14 protein-coding genes are annotated in these 17,640 nt (G+C 71.6%); 10 read left to right on the top strand and 4 right to left on the bottom strand.

What is annotated here, in order from left to right; genetic code table 11:
- Positions 1 to 51: 51 nt before the first annotated feature.
- The 3 genes from mce (at position 52) to OHT77_RS14425 (ending at position 5,670) form a co-directional block, all read left to right on the top strand.
- Positions 52 to 492 carry a methylmalonyl-CoA epimerase gene (gene mce / locus OHT77_RS14415; protein ID WP_328828786.1) on the top strand — a complete coding sequence of 147 codons (441 nt, stop codon included), beginning with the start codon at positions 52 to 54 and terminating at the stop codon, positions 490 to 492.
- A gap of 209 nt (positions 493 to 701) precedes the next feature.
- Positions 702 to 4,550 (top strand): polarized growth protein Scy, encoded by a 3,849-nt coding sequence (scy, locus tag OHT77_RS14420; RefSeq protein ID WP_328828788.1) that lies wholly within the window; start codon positions 702 to 704, stop codon positions 4,548 to 4,550.
- Positions 4,551 to 4,734: 184 nt separating this feature from the next.
- Complete coding sequence (locus OHT77_RS14425; RefSeq protein WP_019073154.1) at positions 4,735 to 5,670, top strand: cellulose-binding protein; 936 nt, start codon at positions 4,735 to 4,737, stop codon at positions 5,668 to 5,670.
- Positions 5,671 to 5,723: 53 nt separating this feature from the next.
- Here the strand turns inward: OHT77_RS14425 and OHT77_RS14430 are convergent, their stop codons facing one another.
- Positions 5,724 to 6,362, bottom strand: coding sequence for a TetR/AcrR family transcriptional regulator (locus OHT77_RS14430; protein WP_328828789.1), 639 nt, complete (start codon positions 6,360 to 6,362; stop codon positions 5,724 to 5,726).
- Between the two features lie 139 nt (positions 6,363 to 6,501).
- Between OHT77_RS14430 and OHT77_RS14435 the strand changes: the two genes are divergently transcribed.
- From OHT77_RS14435 to OHT77_RS14455, 5 genes are all read left to right on the top strand, one after another.
- A complete protein-coding gene (locus tag OHT77_RS14435; protein ID WP_328828791.1) occupies positions 6,502 to 7,866 on the top strand; it encodes an MDR family MFS transporter in 1,365 nt (454 codons plus the stop codon).
- A gap of 9 nt (positions 7,867 to 7,875) precedes the next feature.
- The gene (locus OHT77_RS14440) at positions 7,876 to 8,856 is read left to right on the top strand and encodes an ABC transporter ATP-binding protein (protein ID WP_328828792.1); all 981 of its coding nucleotides are present in this window, start codon (positions 7,876 to 7,878) and stop codon (positions 8,854 to 8,856) included.
- A gap of 1 nt (position 8,857) precedes the next feature.
- Positions 8,858 to 9,628, top strand: a complete 771-nt coding sequence (locus OHT77_RS14445; RefSeq protein ID WP_266772630.1) for an ABC transporter permease — start codon at positions 8,858 to 8,860, stop codon at positions 9,626 to 9,628.
- 113 nt (positions 9,629 to 9,741) lie between these two features.
- Positions 9,742 to 11,058 carry an ABC transporter ATP-binding protein gene (locus tag OHT77_RS14450; RefSeq protein WP_328828793.1) on the top strand — a complete coding sequence of 439 codons (1,317 nt, stop codon included), beginning with the start codon at positions 9,742 to 9,744 and terminating at the stop codon, positions 11,056 to 11,058.
- Positions 11,055 to 11,900 carry an ABC transporter permease gene (locus OHT77_RS14455; RefSeq protein ID WP_328828795.1) on the top strand — a complete coding sequence of 282 codons (846 nt, stop codon included), beginning with the start codon at positions 11,055 to 11,057 and terminating at the stop codon, positions 11,898 to 11,900. Before OHT77_RS14450 ends, OHT77_RS14455 begins: the two co-directional genes overlap by 4 nt.
- Before the next feature lie 13 nt (positions 11,901 to 11,913).
- Here OHT77_RS14455 and OHT77_RS14460 read toward each other — a convergent pair whose 3' ends face one another.
- The gene (locus OHT77_RS14460) at positions 11,914 to 12,246 is read right to left on the bottom strand and encodes an ATP/GTP-binding protein (protein WP_266772624.1); all 333 of its coding nucleotides are present in this window, start codon (positions 12,244 to 12,246) and stop codon (positions 11,914 to 11,916) included.
- 221 nt (positions 12,247 to 12,467) lie between these two features.
- On the opposite strand from OHT77_RS14460, the gene OHT77_RS14465 reads away from it, so the two are divergent.
- Entirely contained in the window at positions 12,468 to 13,496 is a 1,029-nt protein-coding gene (locus tag OHT77_RS14465) for an LLM class flavin-dependent oxidoreductase (RefSeq protein ID WP_328828796.1), read from the top strand.
- A gap of 77 nt (positions 13,497 to 13,573) precedes the next feature.
- Here OHT77_RS14465 and OHT77_RS14470 read toward each other — a convergent pair whose 3' ends face one another.
- Positions 13,574 to 13,966 (bottom strand): SCO5389 family protein, encoded by a 393-nt coding sequence (locus OHT77_RS14470; RefSeq protein WP_019060740.1) that lies wholly within the window; start codon positions 13,964 to 13,966, stop codon positions 13,574 to 13,576.
- 286 nt (positions 13,967 to 14,252) lie between these two features.
- Here OHT77_RS14470 and nucS point away from each other — a divergent pair, with 286 nt between their 5' ends.
- Positions 14,253 to 14,933, top strand: coding sequence for an endonuclease NucS (gene nucS / locus OHT77_RS14475; RefSeq protein ID WP_266772618.1), 681 nt, complete (start codon positions 14,253 to 14,255; stop codon positions 14,931 to 14,933).
- Between the two features lie 86 nt (positions 14,934 to 15,019).
- On the opposite strand, the gene OHT77_RS14480 is transcribed toward nucS, so the two are convergent.
- On the bottom strand, positions 15,020 to 17,557 hold the full coding sequence (locus OHT77_RS14480) for an ATP-binding protein (RefSeq protein WP_328828797.1): 2,538 nt from the start codon (positions 17,555 to 17,557) through the stop codon (positions 15,020 to 15,022).
- Between the last annotated feature and the right edge of the window lie 83 nt (positions 17,558 to 17,640).

The following is a 17,640-nucleotide window of genomic DNA, read 5'->3' on the forward strand; positions in this document are numbered from 1 at the left end:
TGTGATCGCGCGCACGTTGCGTAACCACCGTGCGAGCGCTGCACTACATACATGCTGACGCGAATCGACCACATCGGGATCGCCTGCTTCGACCTCGACCGGACGGTGGAGTTCTACCGGGCCACCTACGGCTTCGAGGTGTTCCACTCCGAGGTCAACGAGGAGCAGGGCGTGCGCGAGGCCATGTTGAAGATCAACAACACGGACGACGGCGGCGCCTCCTACCTCCAGCTCCTCGAACCCACCCGCGAGGACTCCGCCGTGGGCAAGTGGCTGGCGAAGAACGGGGAGGGTGTCCACCACATCGCCTTCGGTACGGCGGACGTCGACACCGACTCCGCGGACATCCGGGGAAAGGGCGTACGCGTTCTGTACGACGAGCCCCGGACCGGCTCCATGGGGTCACGGATCACGTTCCTGCACCCAAAGGATTGCCATGGCGTACTGACAGAACTGGTCACTTCGGCGCCTGTTGAGTCACCTGAGCACTGACCCTCGTACATATGGGCCGGTAGGGTTGGGGTCGGTCGTCGCCCGCAACCGGGGCAACGGCATGCCGGGGTCCGGGTTTCGGGGGGCGAGCGTCGGGCAGCAGCCCATGCTCCGTCGTTGATCTGACACCATTCCCCGGGAGCACCGTTCGGCGGATGGACGGCGCTCGTTGGAGTAAACCGTGACCAGGGGACGGATGGGACCGCGCAGTGCGGGGCTACGAACGCCAGGAGCGAGAGCCGGCGGCTGACGTCGACCACCTCTCTCGGTTCGAGGCCGAGATGGAGCGGCTGAAGACCGAGCGGGAAAAGGCGATCCAGCATGCCGAGGACCTCGGCTACCAGGTCGAGGTGCTGCGCGCCAAGCTGCACGAGGCGCGCCGCACCCTCATGTCCCGACCGGCTTACGACGGCGGTGACATCGGCTATCAGGCCGAGCAGATGCTTCGTAATGCCCAGGTCCAGGCCGACCAGTTGCGGCAGGACGCCGAGCGGGAGCTGAGCCAGGCCCGCGCGCAGACCCAGCGCATCCTCCAGGAGCACGCCGAGCAGGCCGCGCGCCTCCAGGCGGAGCTGCACCAGGAGGCCGTGACCCGGCGCCAGCAGCTCGACCAGGAGCTCGCCGAGCGCCGGCAGACCGTCGAGTCCCACGTCAACGAGAACGTGGCGTGGGCCGAGCAGCTCCGCGCCCGCTCCGAGTCGCAGGCCCGCCGTCTCGTGGACGAGTCGCGCGCCGAGGCCGAGCAGGCGCTGGCCGCCGCCCGCGCCGAGGCCGAGCGGGTCGCCACCGAGGCCCGGCAGCGGCTGGAGATGGACGCCGAGGCGGCCCGCGCGGAGGCCGAGCAGCTGTTGCGCCGGGCCCGCACGGACGCCGAGCGCCTGCTGAACGCGGCCTCCACCCAGGCCCAGGAGGCCACCGACCACGCCGAGCAGCTGCGCAGCTCCACGGTCAACGAGTCGGACTCCGCCCGCCGTCAGGCCACCGAGCTGAGCCGGGCCGCCGAGACCCGTATGGCCGAGGCCGAAACCTCACTGCGCGAGGCCCGCCTCGAGGCGGAGAAGGTCCTCGCCGAGGCCAAGGAAGCCGCCGCCAAGGCCCTCGCGAGCGCCGAGTCGGCCAACGAGCAGCGCACCCGGACCGCCAAGGAGCAGGTCGCCCGGCTGGTGACGGAGGCCACCAAGGAGGCCGAGTCCACCAAGTCGGACGCCGAGCAGGTCGTCGCCGAGGCCCAGGCCAAGGCCGACAAGATCGTCGCGGAGGCCGAGGAGAACGCGCGGAGCCTCACCGCCGAGGAGACCGCCTCCCAGCTCGCCAAGGCCGCCCGTACCGCCGAGGAAGTCCTCGACAAGGCGTCCGAGGAGGCCAAGAACACCACCAAGGCCGCCACCGAGGAGGCCGAGCGGATCCGCTCCGAGGCGGAGGCCGAGGCCGACCGGCTGCGCGCCCAGGCGCACGACATCGCCGAGGGCCTCAAGGGCGCGGCGAAGGACGACACCAAGGAGTACCGCGCCAAGACGGTCGAGCTGCAGGAGGAGGCGCGCCGCCTGCGCGGCGAGGCAGAGCAGCTGCGCGCCGACGCCGTCGGCGAGGGCGAGCGCATCCGCGCCGAGGCCCGCCGTGAGGCCGTCCAGCAGATCGAGGAGGCGGCCAAGACCGCCGAGGAGCTGCTGTCCAAGGCCCGCGCGGACGCCGACGAGCTGCGTCAGACCGCGACCACGGACAGCGAGAAGGTCCGCACCGAGGCCATCGAGCGCGCCACCACCCTGCGCCGGCAGGCCGAGGAGACCCTCGACCGCACCCGCAAGGAGGCCGAGCGCCACCGCGCTGAGGTCGTCGAGCAGTCGGAGGGCATCAAGGCCGACGCCGAGCAGGCCGCGCGCGAGCTGCGCGAGGAGACCGAGCGGGCCATAGAGGCGCGCCGCGAGGAGGCCGCCGAGGGCCTGCGCCGGCTGCACACGGAGGCCGAGGAACGGCTCGCCGCCGCCGAACAGGCGCTCACCGACGCCCGCGAGGAGGCCGAGCGGATCCGTCGCGAGGCCGCCGAGGAGACGGAACGCCTGCGCGGCGAGGCCGCCGAGCGCATCCGCTCCCTCCAGGCACAGGCCGAGGCGGAGGCCGAGCGGCTGCGCAACGAGGCCGCGGGCGACGCGTCCGCGTCCCGCGCCGAGGGCGAGGCCATCGCCGTACGTCTGCGGTCCGAGGCGGCCGCGGAGGCCGAGCGGCTCAAGACCGAGGCGCAGGACACCGCCGACCGGGTCCGCGCGGAGGCGCAGGCCGCCGCCGAGCGGCTGGCCACGGAGGCGTCGGAGACGCTGGCCGCCGCCCAGGAGGAGGCCGTACGACGTCGTCGGGAGGCCGAGGAGCTCCTCGGGTCGGCCCGTGAGGAGGCCGGGCAGGAGCGCGAGCAGGCCCGGGAGCAGAGCGAGGAGCTGCTGGCCTCGGCACGCAACCGCGTCGAGGAGGCACAGTCCGAGGCCGTACGGCTGGTCGAGGAGGCCGACCGGCGCGCCACCGAGATGGTGTCGGGCGCCGAACAGCACGCCCAGCAGGTACGGGAGTCCGTCGCCGGGCTGCACGAGCAGGCCCAGGAGGAGATCGCCGGGATCCGCTCGGCCGCCGAGCACGTCGCGGACCGTACCCGGCGCGAGGCGCAGGAAGAGGCGGACCGGGTCCGCGCCGACGCGTACAGCGAGCGGGAGCGGGCCACCGAGGACGCGAACCGGGTCAGGCGCCGGGCGGCCGAGGAGACGGACGCGGCCAAGGCCCTCGCGGAACGCACCGTCGCGGAGGCGATCGCGGAGGCGGAGCAGCTGCGGGCGGAGTCCGCGGAGCACGCCCAGCGGGTGCGCACGGAGGCGTCGGACGCGATCGCGCAGGCCGACCAGGACGCGGCACGGGCCCGGGCGGACGCCCGAGAGGACGCCAACCGGATCCGTTCGGACGCGGCGACGCAGGCCGACACCCTGATCACCGAGGTGACGGCGGAGGCGGAGCGGCTCCAGACGGAGACGATCAACGAGGCCGAGCGGGTGCGGTCCGAGGCCGTGGCCAAGGCCGAGAAGCTCATCTCGGACGCGACCGGGGACGCGGAGCGGCTGCGCGCCGAGGCCGCCGACACGGTCGGGTCCGCGCAGCAGCACTCCGAGCGGATCCGCAGCGAGGCCGCACGGCTCAAGGCGGACGCGGAGGCGGAGGCCGAGCGGGTCACCGCGGCGGCGCGCGAGGAGTCCGAGCGGACGCTGGACGAGGCCCGTCAGGAGGCCAACAAACGGCGCTCCGAGGCGGCCGAGCAGGTCGACACCCTCATCACGGAGACCGCGGCCGAGGCGGACAAACTCCTCAACGAGGCCCAGCAGCAGGCGCAGCAGACGACGGCGGACGCCGAGGCGCAGGCCGACTCCATGGTGGGCGCGGCCCGCACCGAGGCCGAGCGACTGGTGTCCGAGGCCACGGTCGAGGGCAACTCCCGCGTGGAGCAGGCCCGTACGGACGCGGACGAGCTGCTCGTCGGCGCGCGCCGGGACGCGACCGCCATAAGGGAGCGGTCCGAGGAGCTGCGTGACCGCATCACGGCGGAGATCGAGAGCCTGCACGAGCGGGCCCGCCGTGAGTCGGCCGAGACGATGAAGTCGGCCGGCGACCGCTGCGACGCGCTCATCAAGGCCGCGGAGGAGCAGCTCGGCAAGGCGCAGGCGAAGGCGAAGGAGCTGGTCTCGGAGGCCAACTCCGAGGCGGGCAAGGTCCGTATCGCCGCCGTGAAGAAGGCCGAGGGTCTCCTCAAGGAGGCCGAGCAGAAGAAGTCCACGCTGATCCGCGAGGCCGAGGAGCTGAAGGCGGAGGCGATCCGCGAGGCCCGCCGCACGGTCGAGGAGGGCAAGCGCGACCTCGAAGTGCTGGTCCGCCGCCGCGAGGACATCAACGCCGAAATCTCCCGTGTCCAGGACGTCCTGGAGGCGTTGGAGTCTTTCGAGGCCCCGACAGCGGCCAAGGACGGCGGGGTCAAGGCGGCAGCCACAGCGGGCGCAACTCGTTCGGGTGGCAAGTCTGTTGAAGGTTGAGAAGACCCTGTGAGCTTCGGGGGGATCTGGGGCCTTTGACCGAGTCTTTGGCAAGCGGTCCGACGGTTAGCCACTCAAAAGGGGTGTCATTCTCCAGATCAAACACGCATCCGCTCGATGACACACCGCTTCGGCCCCTAGGATTCCACCTATCACCTCACCGGTCTCATTCGACAGGAACCCCATGAGCGACACTTCCCCCTACGGCTTCGAGCTTGTGCGGCGTGGGTACGACCGCGCTCAGGTGGACGAACGCATCTCGAAGCTCGTCTCCGACCGTGACAGCGCTCTGGCCCGTATCACCGCTCTCGAAAAGCGCATCGAGGAGCTCCACCTCGAAACGCAGAACGCCCAGGCCCAGGTCAGCGACGCGGAGCCGTCGTACGCCGGTCTCGGCGCGCGGGTCGAGAAGATCCTCCGCCTCGCCGAGGAAGAGGCCAAGGACCTGCGCGAGGAGGCACGGCGCGCGGCCGAGCAGCACCGCGAACTCGCGGAGTCCGCTGCCCAGCAGGTCCGTAACGACGCAGAATCGTTCGCTGCGGAGCGCAAGGCCAAGGCGGAGGACGAGGGCGTCCGGATCGTCGAGAAGGCCAAGAGCGACGCCTCCCAGCTGCGTGGCGAGGCCCAGAAGGACGCCCAGTCGAAGCGCGAGGAGGCCGACGCCCTCTTCGAGGAGACCCGCGCCAAGGCCGCGCAGGCCGCCGCCGACTTCGAGACGAACCTCGCCAAGCGTCGCGAGCAGTCCGAGCGCGATCTGGCGTCGCGTCAGCAGAAGGCCGAGAAGCGCCTCGCGGAGATCGAGCACCGCGCGGAGCAGCTCCGGCTGGAGGCCGAGAAGCTGCGTACGGACGCGGAGCGCCGCGCCCGTCAGACGGTGGAGACGGCTCAGCGCCAGGCCGAGGACATCGTGGCCGACGCCAACGCCAAGGCCGACCGCATCCGTTCGGAGTCCGAGCGCGAGCTGGCCGCCCTGACGAACCGTCGGGACAGCATCAACGCCCAGCTGACGAACGTGCGCGAGATGCTCGCCACCCTCACCGGAGCCGCGGTGGCCGCCGCGAGCTCGCCGGTCGAGGACGAGCCCATCTCCCGCGGGGTCCCGGCTCAGCAGTCCCGGTAAGCAAAGCGTTTGTCACACGGCTGAGGCCCGTATTCCCTCCGGGGGTGCGGGCCTCAGCCGTGCCCGCCCTGCCCGCTCTGTCCACCCCGTCCGCCCGGTCCGCCCGGTCCGCCCCGTGCACCCCGTCCGCCGTGCCCGGCGAGGAGCGGCAGATACACCTCGTCCACGATCTCGACGAGAGCGGAGTCCTCGATCGGGTCCCGGGAGACGACCATCTCGTACCGCAGCAGCTGGGCCGGGACGGTGACGACCCGTCGGGGCAGGTCGGCGGTGGGGATCTCGCCCCGCTCCACCGCCCGCCGAAGGACCGTCAGCAGGATGTCGTGCATGATCCCGAACACCCTCGGGTCCAGGTCGGGCGCCTCCGCGAGCAGGCCCCGGAGGACGTCGGGCCCGATCTCCCGCTGCCGCACGGCCATCAGCCGCAGCAGGGTCAGCAGGTCCGCGCGCAGTTCCCCGGTGTCGGGGACCTGGTCGACGATGGAGCCGGTGCGGTGGGGCAGGGCGGCCTTGACGAGTTCGGCGCGGTTGGGCCAGCGCCGGTAGAGGACCTGCTTGCCGGTTCTGGCCCGGGCCGCGACGCCCTCCATGGTGAGCCGGGCGTAGCCGACCTCGGCGAGTTCCTCCCAGACGGCGTCCAGGATGTCGGCCTCCAGCGCGGCCCCGCGCCGCCGCGTCTGCTCTGCGGCCATCACCGGCACCTTCCCCTCGGAAATCCTTAGGAGACCTTGCGTCTCCTATCGGCTCCAGCCTAACGTGGCTCTTTAGAGACGAGCCGTCTCTAAAGGCGTCCCGCAAGCATGCCCACGGCGTCTCCAAGGGGGAACCGCCATGTCCGACACCACCGTCCGCCCCGCCGACCGCCTCGACCCGGCCGTCCGCAAGCTCGCCGGCATCCTCGTGCTCGGCGCCCTCGCCCCGCTGCTCGACAGCACGATCGTCTCCATAGCCCTGCACACCCTGGGCCACGACCTGGGCGCCTCGACGACGAGCCTGCAATGGGTCAGCACCGCGTACCTCCTGGCCCTCGCGACGGTCGTCCCCGTCTCCGGCTGGGCCGTCGAACGCTTCGACTCCCGCCGCGTCTGGCTCGGCGCGCTGCTCCTCTTCCTCGCCGGATCGCTCCTGTGCGGGCTCGCCTGGAACATCGGCTCACTGATCGCGTTCCGGGTGATCCAGGGCATCGGCGGCGGCCTGCTGCTGCCCGTCCTCCAGACCCTGGTCATGCGCGCAGCGGGCGGCCGCAGCCTCGGCCGGCTGATGGCGGTGATCACCCTGCCCGCCATGGTCGTACCGATCCTCGGCCCGGTCGTCGGCGGCCTGATCGTCGGCCACCTCAGCTGGCGCTGGATCTTCTACGTCAACCTGCCCGTCTGCCTGCTGGCCCTCGCCCTGGCCTGGCGCGGCGTCCCGAAGGACACCCCGCGCCCCGGCCACCACCTGGACCTGACCGGCCTCCTGCTCCTCTCCCCCGGCCTCGCCACCCTCGTCTACGGCCTGTCCGAGACCGGCGCCGCCCGCGCGACCGCGATCCCGGTGGGCGCCGTACTGATCGCCCTGTTCGCCCGGCACGCGCTGCGCACCCGCGAACCCCTCGTGGATCTACGGCTGTTCGGTGACCGCGCGTTCGCCGTCTCCTCGATCCTCATGTTCCTGAACGGGCTCGCCCTGTTCGGCGGGATGTTCCTGCTCCCCCTCTACTACCAGCAGGCGCGCGGCGAGGGCGTGATCGCGGCCGGCCTGCTGCTGGCACCGCAGGGACTCGGCAGCCTGCTGGCCCGGGTCACCGGCCCGCTCACCGACCGGCTCGGGCCGCGCCCGGTCACCGTGGCGGGCATGCTGCTGTGCGCGCTGGGCACCCTCCCCTTCCTTCTCCCGCACCCCGGCGCGGCCCTGCTCCTGGTGGCCCTGGTCGTGCGCGGGCTCGGGGTGAGCGCGGCGAACATGGCGGTCATGGTGGGCGCGTACCAAGGTCTCGACCGCGCCCGCATCCCGCACGCGAGCACCACCGTGCGGATCGTGCAGCAGCTCGGCGGGTCCGTCGGCACGGCCGTGCTGGCGACGGTCCTCGCGCACGGGCACGGCGGCTCCGCTTTCCCGCACGCGTTCGCCTGGGCGACGGCGTTCACGGTTGTTGCCTGCCTCGTCGGACTCTGTTTGCCCGTTCGGGTGGCATCCGCCGAACGGCGGTCTTAGCGTGGCCGCATGATCGAGCTCGAGGGGCTGACCAAGCGGTACGGCGACAAGGTGGCGGTCAACAATCTCACCTTCACCGTCAGACCCGGCATCGTCACGGGCTTCCTCGGCCCGAACGGCGCCGGCAAGTCGACGACCATGCGCATGATGCTCGGTCTCGACCGGCCGACCGCCGGTGACGTGCGCATCGACGGCCAGCGCTACGACCGGCTCAAGGACCCGCTGAAGTACATCGGCGCCCTCCTCGACGCCAAGGCCATGCACGGCGGCCGCAGCGCCTTCAACCACCTGCTGTGTCTCGCGCAGAGCAACGGCATCTCGAAGGCCCGGGTCCACGAGGTGCTGGACACCGTCGGGCTCACCGCAGTGGCGAAGAAGAAGGCCAAGGGGTTCTCGCTCGGCATGGGCCAGCGGCTCGGCATCGCGGGCGCGCTGCTCGGCGATCCGGAGATCCTGATGTTCGACGAGCCGGTCAACGGCCTCGACCCCGAGGGCATCCACTGGATCCGCAATCTGATGAAGTCCCTTGCCGCGCAGGGCCGTACGGTCTTCGTCTCCTCGCACCTGATGAGCGAGATGGCGCTGACGGCCGATCACCTCGTCGTCATCGGCCAGGGCCGCCTCCTCGCGGACACCTCCATGGCGGACTTCATCCAGCAGAACTCGCGCTCCTACGTCCGCATCCGCACCCCGCAGCGCGAGCGGCTGCTCGACGTGCTGCACCAGGCCGGGATCACGGTGGTCGAGTCCGGCAGCGGGGTCCTCGAAGTGGACGGCGGCAAGTCGGAGCAGATCGGTGAGCTGGCCGCGTCGCACCAACTGGTGCTGCACGAGCTGAGTCCCCAACAGGCCTCCCTGGAGGAGGCGTTCATGCAGTTGACCGCGGAGTCGGTGGAGTACCACGCGCATTCCGACGCACCACCCACCGCGGTTCCGGCCGCGGCACCTGCTCCGCAGCAGGGCTGGGGCGACGGCTGGAAGAAGGGCTGACATGGCGGCGACCCAGGTCATCCGCTCGGAGTGGACCAAGATCCGTTCCGTCGCGTCGACGGTGTGGACGCTCTCGCTGGCCGTGGTGGTGACGATCGGGCTCGGCATGCTGATCTCGGCACTGTCGAAGAGCCAGTTCGACGACATGAGTGCCAAGGACAAGCTGTCCTTCGACCCGACGTTCATCAGCTTCGCCGGGATGAGTCTCGGGCAGCTCGCGATGATCGTGTTCGGGGTGCTCGTCGTGTCGAACGAGTACAGCACCGGCATGATCCGCACCTCGCTCGCGGCCGTACCGCAGCGCGGCACCTTCCTGTTCAGCAAGATCGCGGTGGCCACCGTGCTCTGCCTGGTCGTCGGCATGGTGACCAGCTTCGTCACGTTCTTCCTCGGGCAGGCGATGCTCGGCTCGCACAGGGCGGAGATCGGTGACCCGGGTGTGCTGCGCGCGGTGATCGGCGGCGGGCTCTACATGACCCTGATCGCGATGTTCTCCATGGGCGTCGCCTCGATGCTCCGCTCGCCGATGCTGTCGCTGGGCATCCTGATGCCGTTCTTCTTCCTGATCTCCAACATCCTCGGCAACGTCTCCGCGACGAAGAAGATCGGCCAGTACCTGCCCGACCAGGCTGGCAGCAAGATCATGCAGGTGGTCACGCCGGTCGACGACTCCTCGCCGTACGGACCGTGGGGCGGTTTCGGGATCATGGCCCTGTGGGTGCTCGCCTCGCTCGTCGGCGCCTACGTCCTGCTGAAGCGCCGGGACGCCTGACGCGGGACGTTGCTTTACTTTCTCTTGGGCGGAACCGTCAGCGCCCCGATATCCTCCTAACCCTTACGGGGGCGTGTGCCCTGCTGTCCTGATCCTTTCGATGGGTGCGGAGCATGATCGAGGCTGTCGGCCTGACCAAGCGCTACGGCGACAAGACCGCCGTGTACAACCTTTCCTTCCAGGTGCGGCCCGGTGCCGTCACCGGCTTCCTCGGGCCCAACGGCTCGGGCAAGTCGACGACGATGCGCATGATCCTCGGCCTGGACAACCCCACGTCAGGACAGGTGACGATCGGCGGCTTCCCCTACCGCAAGCTGCCGAACGCGCCCAGACAGGTCGGCGCCCTCCTCGACGCCAAGGCCGTGCACGGCGGCCGCAGCGCCCGCAGCCATCTGCTGAGCCTGGCCCAGCTCTCGGGCATCCCGGCCCGGCGCGTGGACGAGGTGCTCGGGGTCGTGGGCCTCCAGGACGTGGCGAGAAAGCGCTCCAAGGGCTTCTCCCTCGGCATGGGCCAGCGGCTCGGCATCGCCGCCGCGCTCCTCGGCGACCCGCAGGTCCTGCTCTTCGACGAGCCGGTCAACGGCCTCGACCCCGAGGGCATCCTCTGGGTGCGCAACCTGATGAAGGCGCTCGCGGCGGAGGGCCGTACCGTCTTCGTCTCCTCGCACCTGATGAGCGAGATGGCGCTGACCGCCGACCAGCTCATCGTGATCGGCCGCGGGCAGCTCCTGTCCGACATGAGCGTGCGGGACTTCATCTCGGCGAACTCCGCCGACTTCGCGCGCGTGCGCACCCCCGACACCGAGCCCCAGCTGCGCGAGAAGCTCACCTCCGCGCTGACCGAGGCCGGCGGTCATGTCATGCCCGAGCAGGACGGCGGGCTGCGCGTGACGGGACTGCCGCTGCCGCGCATCAGCGACATCGCGCACGACACGGACGTACGGCTGTGGGAGCTGTCCCCGCATCAGGCCTCGCTGGAGGAGGCGTACATGCGGATGACGCAGGGGGCCGTCGACTACCGCTCGACGATCGACCAGAAGGCCGGTCTGATGCAGCAGCTGCCGCCGGGCGCGCAGCCGCCGATGCCGGTACCGGGCCAGGGCCAGCCGGGCTGGTACGCGCCGCCGTCACCGCAGCACGGCGGGCAGCCCTTCGGCATGGGCCAGCCCCCGGCGAATCCCTACGGCGCCCCGAACCCGTACGGCGCCCCTGCGGCGCCCGGCGCGGCGGTACCGGGCCCGTACGGGCCTCCGGTGCCCCTGACCCCGCAGGCGCCGACACAGCCGCCCCAGGCCCCGGCTCAGGGTGCCCCGGCGGTTCAGGCCCCGGCGGCCGCCCCGGCTCCGGCCGCGGACGCGACCCCGGCCCCTGCCGCTCCCGCCCCCTCCCCCGCCGCCGCCGACCTGACCAAGCCCGAGGACGCCCGATGAGTACGCCCCAGCCCCCGATGCCGCAGGCAGCCGCGCCGTACGCCGGGTACACCTCGCCGATCCCGGTGGTGCGCACGCATCTCGGGCACGCGCTCGCCTCCGAGTGGACGAAGATCAAGTCGGTGCGCTCGACGCTCTGGACGCTCGGCGTGTTCGTGGTCCTGGTCATCGGCATCGGCCTGCTCGCCGCCGTCGTCGTCAGCAACTCCTCCGCGGAGATGCACGGCGAGAACCCGCTCTCCTACGGCTTCTTCGGCCTGCTGCTGGGCTGCATGTGCATCATCACGCTCGGCGTGCTGACCACGGCCTCGGAGTACGGCACGGGCATGATCCGCACCACGATGACCGCCTGCCCCAGCCGCGGCCGGGTCCTCGCGGCGAAGTCGATCGTGTTCTTCACCGTCGCCTTCGTGGTCACGCTGGCGTCCTCGGCGTTCATCGCCTTCGTGGACGCCTCGCTGCTGGAGGGCAACGGCGCGAAGGACCCGTCCGCGGGCGAGTGGCTCAAGGGGACCGTCGGCGTCTCGCTCTACGTCGCGCTGCTCGGACTGCTCTCGCTGATCATCGGCTCGATCATCCGGCACTCGGCGGGCGCGATCACCGTCATGATCGGCGCGGTGCTCGCCCCGCTGGTCATCGCGCTGTTCATGTTCTCGCAGTCCCTGGAGGACGTACGCCAGAAGCTGTTCGAGTACTCGATCCCGAACCAGCTGAGCGTCTTCTACTCCAACTCCCTCACCGACTCCGGCCCTTCGGGCTGGGACCCGCTGTGGATCATCGCCGGGGTGACGGCTTTGGCGTTCGCGGGCGCCGTCGCGCTGCTGGAGCAGCGGGACGTGTGAGCCGTAGGACGGGCTAGAATCTCGGCGCGTTCCTGGACCGCTGCACCCGTGTGGTGCGGCGGTCCTTCGCGTTCCAGCAGGCCTTGTGCCAGTGGCGGCGGTCGTCGACGCCCGAGTGCTCCGGCCAGGCCACGACATGCGGGACGGCGGACGGGATCTGCTGGTCGCAGCCGGGGCAGCGGTACGTCTTGCCCTCCGCGCTCGCCCCGGCGACATGGCGCACGCTCCACTCCTCGCCCTGCCACTGCTCCGTGGACTGCCAGCCGCCGTAGCGGCCCGAGCGGTCGTCGTCGGCACTCTGGCCGGAGGAACCGGACTCCTTGGGTCGGTTGCGACGCGGGGACACAGAACACCTCACGGGGCTATACAGGAGGCAAGGGCTGTGTCCAGCGTACGTGGCGCGGACAGGGGTACGCGAAGGGCATCAACCCACACAAGTCCCCCTCGGGACCGCGCATTCTGCAGACAATCCGCAAATCTCTTTGCCAGGCCGTGTCCTCGGCACGTGTCGGACGGTTATGCCCGGTGGGGGAGCTCCGTGTCGGAGCCAAGGAAGCAGGAAATGCCATGCGCGTCGGAAGTTTTGTGTTGGCGGCCCAGTTCCCGGGGCAGGGCCAGGGGGAGGCACTGCACCGCGCGGTGCGCTCGGTCGAGATCGCGGAGGAAGCCGGTCTCGACACGGCCTGGCTGGCCGAGCACCACTTCGTGCCCTACGGCACCTGCCCGTCCGCGGTCACCCTGGCGGCCCTCCTGCTGGGCCGCACCCGGCGCATCCGCGTCGGCACCGCCGTCAGCGTGCTGCCCACCGTCCACCCGGTCGCCCTGGGCGAGCAGGCCGCGCTGCTGCACGTGACGAGCGGGGGCCGCTTCTCGCTGGGCGTGGGGCGCGGCGGGCCGTGGGTCGACCTGGAGGTGTTCGGCGCGGGCCTCGCCGCGTACGAACAGGGGTTCCCGGAATCACTCGATCTGCTGATGCGCTGGCTGCGCGAGCCGTCGGTCGCGGGCACCGGTGACCGCTTCGCGTTCCGTGAAGTGCCCGTCGTACCACGGCCGTCGGAGGCGCTGTCGGACACACCGGGCCCCGAGGTCGTCGTCGCCTGCACCTCCCCCGCGAGCGTGCGGCTGGCGGCCGAGCGGGGCCTGCCGATGCTCCTCGGCATGCATGTCGGGGACGAGGAGAAAGCCGAAATGGTCGCCCTGTGGCGGCAGTTGGCCCGGGCGGCGGGCCGTCCGGCGGAGGAGATCCGCGGCGTGGCCCATGTGTCGGCCGGCGTCTGCCAGATCGCGGACCGGCGCGCCGACGCCGTCGAGGCGCTGGTGAAGGCGATGCCGGGCTGGCTGCGGCAGGGGCTCGGCGCCCATGTGACCGTGGACCACCGCGAGCGCCGGATGCGCGACCCCCTCGCGTACACCGAACTGCTCTGCGGGCTGCACCCGGTGGGCACCCCGCGGCTGTGCGCCGACCGGCTCGCGGCGACCTCCGAGCGGACCGGCATCTCCCGCTTCGCCCTGCTCGTCGAGGGATCCGGAGACCTGGCGGCGACCGAGGAGAACGTACGGCGGCTCGGCGCCGAGGTACTCCCCCACCTCGGCTGAGCGAACCGCGGGAGCTTGCCGCCCCGTACAGAACACCTCCCGCGTACGGAGCGGCAAGCAGTGCGCCGTCCGCCGCGTCAGCAGTCCCTGAACTCCGGGGACTGGTTCAGCAGCTGACTGCGCACCGAGGTGAAGCGGGCCAGCGTCTCGTCCACCGAGCCGTCCAGCGGGAACACCGCCACCCGGTGGCAGTTCTGGAAGGCCAGGCGTACACCGAAGTGCCGCTGCAGCGCGCCGCGTATCGCGTCACTCGCGAGCGCACGCAACAACTGACCGCGTGCCTGCTCGTCCGGCGGCGGCGTCTGGTTGTCGGCGAACGCTCCGCCGTCGACCTTCAGCTGAGCCACCAGGGAGCTGATCATCTCCCATGCGTAAGGCAGGGAGGTCCGGACGCAGTCGACGAATTCAGCTTCGTCGACCTCGCCTCGCTCGGCCTTTTCGAGTAGGGCCGGTGAGACGTCGAGCGACATGGGTTCTCCTCTCGCACCCCCAACTCGCGGGGGTTGCCGGACAGATGAGGGAGACCGCGATTGCGAACACGCTGCGTACACGTCTCGCGACCTCCCGTTTATACGGTAGGCAACGGAGGATGGCGGCACCAGGAGAATGCGTACATAGGGAACTCCCAATGGGCCCACAATCGGCCACTAATGAACAAGGGGCGTCACGGGTCTTCCAGGACAACAGGGGCGGGGCCCGGGGACGGCGGGTGGGCGAATCGCGTGGACCCTCGCCCGTCGAGTAGCGTTGCCGACCATGCGTCTCGTCATTGCCCGCTGTTCCGTGGACTACGCGGGCCGGCTCACCGCCCACCTCCCCTCCGCGCCCCGTCTCATCCTGGTGAAGGCGGACGGCAGCGTCTCCATCCACGCGGACGACCGGGCCTACAAGCCCCTCAACTGGATGTCGCCGCCCTGCACGCTGAAGGAGGGGTCCGGGTCCCCGGAAGACCCGGCAGACGTCTGGACCGTCATCAACAAGGCGGGCGAGAAGCTCATCATCACGATGGAGGAGATCCTCCACGACTCCTCGCACGAACTCGGCGTGGACCCCGGCCTGATCAAGGACGGCGTGGAAGCGCACCTCCAGGAGCTGCTCGCCGACCGCATCGACACCCTCGGCGACGGCTACACGCTGATCCGCCGCGAGTACATGACGGCCATCGGCCCGGTCGACATCCTCTGCCGGGACGGCGAAGGCCAGACCGTCGCCGTCGAGATCAAGCGGCGCGGCGAGATCGACGGCGTGGAGCAACTCACCCGCTACCTGGAGCTGTTGAACCGCGATCCCCATCTCGCCCCGGTCCGCGGCATCTTCGCCGCCCAGGAGATCAAGCCGCAGGCCCGCGTCCTGGCCACCGACCGCGGCATCGGCTGCGCGGTCCTGGACTACAACGCCCTGCGCGGCATCGAGGACGACAAACTGCGGCTGTTCTGAACAGGCGTCGGCGGACACCGATCTCACCACGACGAAAAGGGCCGGTTCCGATCATCGGAGCCGGCCCTCTCGTGTCGTACGGAGGGTCAGATGACGTCTCCCGAAGCGGCGGCGGAACTCGGGGTGTCCACCGTGCTGCTCTCCGGCGCGGCCGAACTGGCCGTCTCCACGGGGGCACTTGAGGCGACACCGCTCGCCGAGGTGTTGGTGGACGGGGCGGTGGAGGAGTCCGTCGGCGAAGGCGAGCCGGTGTCCGTGGGCGGCGGCGAGCTGTGCGAATCCGTCGGGGTCGGAGACGCCGAATGCGAGGTGGTCGGGGTCGGCGAAGTCGGCCTGCTCGTGGACTTCGTCGGCGACGGGCTCGTGTGCCCGCCCCCCGAACTGCTCGTCCCGCTCGGCTTGTCCGAGGGCCGGCCGCTGCTGCCCGGCGGGGTCGGATCGTCCGACGTGCCGTACGTCCCGTCGGGACCCGGGTCGGTCGGCCTGCTGGTCGCCGTGCCGGTGTCGTCGCCGTCGCCGTTCTTGGCCGGGTCGGCGCCGAGGCTGTCGCCGTCGCCGCCCTGGCTGGCCGACGGGTTGACGCCGACCTTGTCGGACGGGTTGTCGGCGTTGTTGTTGGACGTGGCGCCGAGGGTGACGACCGTGCCGAGGACGGCGGCGAGCAGGACGCCCGCGCCGGCCGCGACGAGGTTGCGACGGGCGTAGCCGCGCAGGCCGCCCCGGGCCTTGTTGTGGGACGTGAGCGGGGCCGGCTGGTGCGAGACGAGGGTGTACGTGTCGGCGGGCAGCTGGAGCGGCGGGAAGGGCGTCGGTGTGCCGCCGGCCGGCGACGCCGACTCCTCGTACCGCGCGTCCGGCACCTCTTCACCGGCCTCGGCGCCGAGGGCGAGCGCGACGCCGGAGCGGTCGGCGACCAGGGCGAGGGCACGGCGGCCCGCGACGGTGCCGCGCTTGTCGGCGACGGCGGCGCGCAGGCCGATGGACGACTCCAGCTCTGTCCGGGCCAGGTCGAGGTCGCCGTCGCAGAGCGCGAGGACCCCCAACTCGTGCTGGAAATAGGCCTGTTCACTCACATCGGCGGCGAGCTGCGCGGCCTCGGCACCGGACCGCAGCACGCGCTCCCACGCGCTCCAGTGCAGCCCGGCGGCGAACGCGGGGGCCGCCGTGCGGGCGAGGTGGACGGTGGTGCTCTCCTCGCCGTCACCGGGCGGGGTCGTCCCCGGCAGCAGCGCGACGAGGGCGGCGAGCAGGGCGTCCGCCTCGGCGCAGACGCGCGCGGGCGTGACCGAGGGGTGCCCGGCCCACCAGGAGTAGTGCAGGGCGGCGATGAGGGCGCCGGACGCGACCTCGTCGGCGTATCCGGCGGCCTCCAGCTGGGTCTGGACGCCGGCGGCGAGCCGGTAGCGGGAGCCGACCGGGGAGACCAGTCCGCAGCCCGCGAGTTCACCGAGGGCGGCGTCCGCGTGGGTGTCGCCGACGAGCGCGGGCAGATGCGCCTGGTGCGGCACCTCGCCGTCGAGCGCGACGGCGAAGCGCAGGGTGGCCCGCGCGGAGGTGCTGAGCCGGGAGGCGAGCAGCGCCGCGGGCGCGGCGGCCTCGCCGAGGGACGGCAGGGGTACGGCGTCGGCGTCGTCGAGGTCGAGCGGCGGGGCGTCGAAGGGCGCGTCGGCCGGGGGCGTGTCCTGGAAGACGCCGAACTCCTCGACGGCGCTGGTGCCGACGCGCTGTTCGTCGCGCTGCCGGAGCAGGGCACCGGCCTGGACGAAGCGCAGGGGCAGGCCCTCGGACTCGAAGTACAGGTCGCCCGCCCAGTTCGCCTCCTCCTCGGTGAGGACGCGGCCCACGGCACGCTCCAGGACCTCCACGGCACCGGGCCTGCCGAGACCGCCGAGGAAGATCTCCTCGACGGCGGAGTCCGCGGAGGGTGCCGGGACATCCGGGGTCGCGGCGATCAGGAAGGCGCACTCGGGCGTCGCGTCGAGGAGTTCGTCGAGCGCGGCGGCGCCGAACTCGATGTCGTCGAGGACGACGACCGCGCCGATCTCCCGTGTCAGGGCGAGCAGTTCGTCCCGGTCGGGCCGGTGCAGGGGCGCGTCGTAGACGGCGTGGAAGAGCTCGTGGAGGAGGTCGCCCGCGGTGCGGTGGAAGCCGCTGAGGCGGATCACGCCGTCGGGGGCGAGGTCGAGGCAGTCCTCGGCGACCAGGTCGAGCAGGCTGGTGCGCCCGGAGCCGGAGGGTCCGGTGAGGCGTACGGAACGGCCGCGGGCGAGCAGCCGTACGAGACGCTCGCGCTCCTCCTGGCGTTCCAGGAGGGGCAGCGCGGGGCGGTTCAGGCCGGGCGGGACCGGTGGTCTGGCCGCGCGGTCCGCCTCGGCGCGGTCGGCGGCGCCGCGCTTCGCGGGCGTGCCGGGGCGCCGGGGCGGCGGGCAGACCTCGATCTCGCTGCCGTCGACGGGGTTGACGGTGAGCAGGAAGTCGCCGGTGACCAGTTGCACGGTGCGGGCGAGCGCGGGTGTGTGCTGGCCGAAGTCGGGTGTGAGGGGTTCCCGCGGCGGGCGCTGACGTGACGACGTGCCGTCGCCGTCGTGGCCGTACTCCTCGGGTCCCCGGTCGATCGGGTCCATAGGTCCAAGCCCCCCAAAAGCGTCGTGTGCGGGTCGACAGGACCCAGGGCCCCTCCCGGCCTTGTGCACACCGCGCTGTCGCT

It is taken from the genome of Streptomyces sp. NBC_00252, assembly GCF_036187565.1.
Classification (GTDB): domain Bacteria; phylum Actinomycetota; class Actinomycetes; order Streptomycetales; family Streptomycetaceae; genus Streptomyces.

Coding starts and splice junctions, on each gene's coding strand:
- mce (WP_328828786.1), top strand. CDS start 52: ATGCTGACGCGAATCGACCACATCGGGATCGCCTGCTTCGACCTCGAC.
- OHT77_RS14425 (WP_019073154.1), top strand. CDS start 4,735: ATGAGCGACACTTCCCCCTACGGCTTCGAGCTTGTGCGGCGTGGGTAC.
- OHT77_RS14430 (WP_328828789.1), bottom strand. CDS start 6,362: ATGGCCGCAGAGCAGACGCGGCGGCGCGGGGCCGCGCTGGAGGCCGAC.
- OHT77_RS14435 (WP_328828791.1), top strand. CDS start 6,502: ATGTCCGACACCACCGTCCGCCCCGCCGACCGCCTCGACCCGGCCGTC.
- OHT77_RS14440 (WP_328828792.1), top strand. CDS start 7,876: ATGATCGAGCTCGAGGGGCTGACCAAGCGGTACGGCGACAAGGTGGCG.
- OHT77_RS14445 (WP_266772630.1), top strand. CDS start 8,858: ATGGCGGCGACCCAGGTCATCCGCTCGGAGTGGACCAAGATCCGTTCC.
- OHT77_RS14450 (WP_328828793.1), top strand. CDS start 9,742: ATGATCGAGGCTGTCGGCCTGACCAAGCGCTACGGCGACAAGACCGCC.
- OHT77_RS14455 (WP_328828795.1), top strand. CDS start 11,055: ATGAGTACGCCCCAGCCCCCGATGCCGCAGGCAGCCGCGCCGTACGCC.
- OHT77_RS14465 (WP_328828796.1), top strand. CDS start 12,468: ATGCGCGTCGGAAGTTTTGTGTTGGCGGCCCAGTTCCCGGGGCAGGGC.
- OHT77_RS14470 (WP_019060740.1), bottom strand. CDS start 13,966: ATGTCGCTCGACGTCTCACCGGCCCTACTCGAAAAGGCCGAGCGAGGC.
- nucS (WP_266772618.1), top strand. CDS start 14,253: ATGCGTCTCGTCATTGCCCGCTGTTCCGTGGACTACGCGGGCCGGCTC.
- OHT77_RS14480 (WP_328828797.1), bottom strand. CDS start 17,557: ATGGACCCGATCGACCGGGGACCCGAGGAGTACGGCCACGACGGCGAC.